The sequence below is a fragment of the Haliscomenobacter sp. genome, assembly GCF_040403615.1.
GTDB lineage: Bacteria > Bacteroidota > Bacteroidia > Chitinophagales > Saprospiraceae > Haliscomenobacter.
Genome location: NZ_JBBAKG010000109.1, coordinates 1 through 5616, shown reverse-complemented (window position 1 = coordinate 5616; position 5616 = coordinate 1). Strand labels below are relative to the sequence as shown.

At 46.6% G+C, this 5616-nt stretch carries 3 protein-coding genes; 1 reads left to right on the top strand and 2 read right to left on the bottom strand.

Annotation, left to right across the window (positions count from 1 at the left end; genetic code table 11):
• Together ABW391_RS24240 and ABW391_RS24235 are read right to left on the bottom strand one after the other, a co-directional pair.
• On the bottom strand, positions 1 to 1557 hold a 1557-nt coding region (locus tag ABW391_RS24240; protein ID WP_353484487.1), incomplete at its 3' end, for a hypothetical protein.
• 174 nt (positions 1558 to 1731) lie between these two features.
• On the bottom strand, positions 1732 to 4608 hold the full coding sequence (locus ABW391_RS24235) for a leucine--tRNA ligase (RefSeq protein WP_353484486.1): 2877 nt from the start codon (positions 4606 to 4608) through the stop codon (positions 1732 to 1734).
• A gap of 316 nt (positions 4609 to 4924) precedes the next feature.
• Between ABW391_RS24235 and tnpA the strand changes: the two genes are divergently transcribed.
• Entirely contained in the window at positions 4925 to 5377 is a 453-nt protein-coding gene (gene tnpA / locus ABW391_RS24230; protein ID WP_353484485.1) for an IS200/IS605 family transposase, read from the top strand.
• Positions 5378 to 5616: the final 239 nt, after the last annotated feature.

Here is a 5616-nt window from a genome sequence, read left to right as displayed (position 1 = left end):
AATTTCTGTAATGCTGAATTTATCATAATTGATGCTATACAAATGCTGAGCATCAGGTTTGATCAACAGTTTATTCGGAACATCTGCTACAGCAATGAAGGGTATTGGCAAATCAGGATTAAAAAAATTGCAAAAAGATGGACAAATATTGACGCCCACTTTGGCACTCTCTCCATCAGAAAAGTAAATCTCAAACCCGTCGGGGTGAGGAACCTGGCTACCTAGAGTAGAAAAGGAAGTCTGTACAAATGATTGCTCTGCAGGAGCGGCGGGGTTGTGCATTTGCCATTGATTGGGTGCATTAGACACCCAGATTCTCGAAGGCATCTTGGGCGTGACCGTTACAATTGCTGTTAAGGCGTTACCTGTTTCGTTTACCAACAATTTAGAAGGAATTTTACCCAAACCCCGGATTGGCAATCCAATTTTTGGATTGTCTATCGTCCAGCGAAAATCTAAGCCTTCATAGTTGCCTGTAAAGGTAATTTCTTTACTTTTTCCGCCATTGCAAAACAACTGATCGGCTACTTCCTCCATTTCAGCAACCGGTCTAATCACCAGATTAAATTTTTCTGGTTTTGAAAAACATCCGCCTGCGCTCTCCGCCTGAAATTCAAAATAAGTATAGGTATTGACTGGAAACACCGTACCAAGGTAATCGCCTTTAAAGGAAGGCAAGCCTCCTTCTCCAGATTCAGGAACACTCAACCCATTGCCCCACTGCTTCCATCGAATGGCTTTTGATCCATTCAATACAACAGGTCTCACCGCAGGTACGCTGTCTCCCTTACATATAATTAAGGTGGAAAAGGGTGAGATAATTGGCTGTTTTTCTTTGTTGACCTTTATCGTAAAAGTAACAGGAGTGACAGGGCAACCATTTCGCCCATCTCTGGCTCGGTTCAGTACACTAATGTGAGCAATTTGATCAATCCCAGTATTGTTGATGGCAGTAAAAGTTGGAATCTTATTTTTCCCAGATGTGGGTATCCCGATGCCAGGATTGTCATTGCTCCAGATTTGTTGATAGTAACTATTTTCGTTCGTAAACAGCAGGCTATCCCCTTTTTGATCAGCGCAAAGCGTGCGGTCCTCAACCCGTGCTGGATAGGCTCGTTCGCGAAGACGAATGGTAAATTGAGCGTATGGCAAACAGGCTGTATTATCAGCATACGGATAGCCGTCTAAAAGTGCCAAGATAGGTTCATTCGGATTGGTGTAATACACACTAACCACAGAGGCTGGAACTGCTACTTTTGAAAAAACACCCACAAAAAGGGTGTCATTAATTTTTTGCAACTGTATGGGCGGATGTACAAAACTGCCCCAACCATAAGTAAATGGCTCATTTGGTAAGAAACTGGGATTGTACATGAGCAGTACGCCGTATGCATCGGTGTTGCTGTATACCTTGATGTTGTAAAGGGTGTCGCCCAAACAGACCGTGGTGTCTTTAAATTCAAACCGCAGTTTAGGACATTTTGTATTTTGTGCAATACTGAAAGAAACGAAACAAACCGAGCATAAAAAAAGCAGGAGCGTATTTAGTTTTTTCATTGTAATAGCTTTGGGTTGATTGCAGATAGGATATTGCTTACAAAATACAACATCATTGTTAGAAAATCAATCTATCCCAAAGCAAATTAACATTAAATTTTTCTCTAATAAAAAAAGCCATCTACCCAATGAGGATAGATGGCTTATCGATTGAATATTTATCAAATGCAGAGTTTACCCCACCACTACAATATTGATCATGCGCTTGGGTACCACAATCACTTTTTTCACTTCTTTGCCTTCGGTCCATTTTTGCACCGCTTCCAGTTCCAGCACTGCTTTTTCCAAAACCTGTGGTGTGGTATCCGCCGCAAAAGCAGCAGTAGTGCGTACTTTGCCGTTGATTTGTACGGGATACTCGATGGTGTCTTCTACCAGGTATGCCTCATTCAGGACGGGGAAATTGGCGTGATGAACCGAGCCGGATTTGCCCAAATTGTGCCACAATTCCTCGGCAAGGTGTGGGGCAAAAGGCGCAATCAATTGTACCAGTTCTTCCAAAATCGCCTTTTTGTTGCAGCCCGCTTTTTGCAAATCGTTGGTGGCAATCATAAAGGTACTGATGCAGGTATTGAACGAGTAACGCTCGATATCTTCGGTGATGCGGCGAATGGCGGTGTGCAAAATCTTTAACTCCTCGCGGCTGGGTTCGCCATCGGAGACATTCCAATTGCCCTGCTTGTCGATGAACAAACTCCAAAACTTGCGCAAAAAGTTGTACACCCCGCTGATGCCTTTGGTATCCCAGGGCTTGGCCTGATCTATAGGGCCCAAAAACATCTCGTACATGCGGAAGCAGTCGGCTCCGTATTGCTCTACCACATCGTCGGGGTTGATGACGTTGTACAAGGACTTCGACATCTTGCCCACCTCGGATTGGGTGATCAATGAGAACGCACCAGATTTGCCAGGTTTGGCGGTCAATGTCCCATTTTGAAGAATGGCTTCCTGTCCTTCAAAAATGGCATGTGTATAATCTGGTCGCCATCCGATGAACTGCTTGATCCCTTCTTCATTCAAATAAGAGCTGGACAACCCATAGTCCGAAACGTAGTCTACCAGTACTGGCAGTTTGGTAAATTTATGTCCTTTGGCCTCTTCTTCAGAAACCAAGGAAGCGCAGATGAAACGGTTGACCCCGTTTACCTTGTCTTTTTGCATGTACAGGTTTTCCACCACGCCCTGGATCATCCCCTGGTTGATCAATTTCTTGAACGGCTCTTTAGTAGGCACCAAACCTTTGTCATACAAAAACTTGTGCCACATCCGGGAGTACATCAGGTGGCCTACGGCGTGTTCGGTACCGCCGATGTACAAATCCACATCTTGCCAATAATTCACCGCGTCCTGGCTGGCAAATTCCTGATCATTTTGAGGATCCATGTAGCGCAAGAAGTACCAGGATGACCCCGCAGAGCCAGGCATGGTATCCGTTTCCCGCGACCAGCCATCGGGCAAGTTTACCCATTGGATCGCTCGTGCCAAAGGAGCCTGTCCTCCCGTGCTGGGCTTGAAATCGTCCATATCGGGCAATTCCAGTGGCAAGTCGGCAGCATCCATAGCGTGAGCGATGCCGTCTGTATCATAAGCAACCGGAAAAGGCTCTCCCCAGTAACGCTGGCGACTGAACAAGGCGTCGCGCAACTTGTAATTAACCTGGCGTTTGCCCAGACCCATGCTTTCGATGCGGTTCAGCATCTCATCGATGGCCGCAGGTACTTCCATGCCATTCAAAAAGTCGGAGTTGATGATGTGGCCTTCTTTGTCGTGGCGGGTTGAGCCAGGATAGTTTGACTTGTCGACAACTTCTACAATCTTCAAACCGAATTTGCGGGCAAAAGCATCGTCGCGGTCGTCGTCGCTAGGTACAGCCATGATGGCGCCGGTACCATAATCTTTCAGCACATATTCGCCGATCCAAATCGGAATGTTTTCCTCTGTGAATGGGTTAACCGCGTATGACCCCAAAAATGCACCAGTAACTTCCTTAACGTCGGCCATGCGTTCGCGTTCGGAGCGGGCTTTTACGTAGTTCAAATACGCGTCTACTTTTTCCTTTTGATCAGGAGTAGTCAGTGATGGCACCAAGTCGTGTTCAGGTGCGATCACCATATAGGTTGCGCCAAAAATGGTATCAGGACGCGTCGTAAAAATCTCAATTTTTTGATCCGAACCCGCAATCGGGAAAAACATCTGCGCGCCTACCGAACGGCCAATCCAGTTGCCTTGCATGCGCTTCATGGCGTCAGACCAGTCGATTTCATCCAAATCGTACAACAACCGGTCACCATAAGCGGTAATGCGCAAAGACCACTGCATCATGGCGCGGCGTTCTACAGGGTGTCCGCCGCGTTCGGAAACGCCATCTTTTACTTCGTCGTTGGCCAATACTGTACCCAGGGCTTCGCACCAGTTGACATAAGAGGCTTTTTTGTAAGCCAGGCGGTAATTCATCAGCACATCGGCCTGCTCTTTGTGGTTCATCGCCAGCCATTCCGCAGCGCTGAATACAGCATCTTGGGAGTTGGCGGCATTGACTTTGATATTTCCTTCCTGCTCAAAACGCGCCACCAAGGTTTCGATGGGCGTCGCTTTGTCGAGGTCTTTGTCGTAATAATGCTTGAACAATTCCGCAAAAATCCACTGCGTCCACTTGTAGTAAGATGGCTCACAAGTACGTACTTCGCGATCCCAATCGAAGCTAAAACCCAGGTTGTCCAATTGCTCGCGGTAACGGGCAATGTTTTCAGCCGTAGACTTGGCGGGATGTACTCCGGTGGTGATGGCGTACTGCTCGGCAGGCAGACCAAAGGCATCGTAACCCATCGGGTGCAAAACGTTGAACCCCTTCAAGCGCTTGTACCGAGCATAAATGTCGGAGGCAATATACCCCAGTGGGTGTCCTACGTGCAATCCGGCCCCAGAAGGGTATGGGAACATGTCCAATACATAAAACTTAGGGCGATCGCTCTGGTGGCTTACTTTGTACACTTTGTGCTTATTCCAGTAAGCTCTCCACTTTTTCTCAATTTCGCGTGGCTTGTATTCCATATACTTGGCGTTGTTCGGCAATTAACGTTGAATGCGGTGATTTTGTCCCCGATGAAACGGACTTTTTGAGAATTGGCGGCAAAGGTAAGGAAAAAAATGCACGGTAGATTCTATATTTGCAATAGTAGGGTTTGCCCATTCGTGGTAGGGCGATGCCCCACCATCTCTTGTAGTGGTAGGGCGATGCCCCACCACTGGGAGATGACGCCCCTTCAGGGCTATAGCATGATGCGCAGATAGCCCTGAAGGGGCGACATCTCCTACCGATGGGTGCAGCCCGTCGTACGATATCTCACACCCATCTAATTCAGCACCCATGGGACAATCACTCGTCAAAAACTACATCCACATCGTCTTCAGCACGAAGTACCGCCAAAACCTGATCTACCCGCCGTATGAGCAACAGCTGCACAGCTACCTGGGTGGCATCTGCAACGAGCTGGGCTGCCAATCCATCATCGTCGGCGGCTACACCGACCACATCCACATCCTGTGCTTGCTATCTAAAAAAATCGCGCTCATGGATTTAGTCGAAAAGGTCAAAGCCAATTCCTCCAAGTGGATCAAGACCAAGGATGATTCCCTGAAAAACTTCTTCTGGCAGGATGGCTATGGAGCGTTTTCCGTCAACCCCAAACAAGTGGATATCGTCATCCGCTACATTGCCAACCAGCACGAGCACCACCGCAAGAAAAACTTCCAGGATGAATACCGCGCTTTTTTGAAAAAGTACAAGGTGGAATATGATGAGCGATATGTGTGGGAGTGAGCAGTGTTTTTTTTTGAATCCCGAATCAAGTAAATTTGTCAATGATTTATTGATTAAAAACTAAAGCAACAGTCTTTCCGTTTTCTCAAAAAACCAAGCTGATGAACTGGATAATTTTCCCATTATTTCTATTGGGCATTTTTGCAATAAATAAGCAAACGGAAAAAGAAGCTCCCCCAGGGACTATCAAGTTGAGAAAAAATTTTTACATCGATAAAACTCCAATTACAAATGTTGAT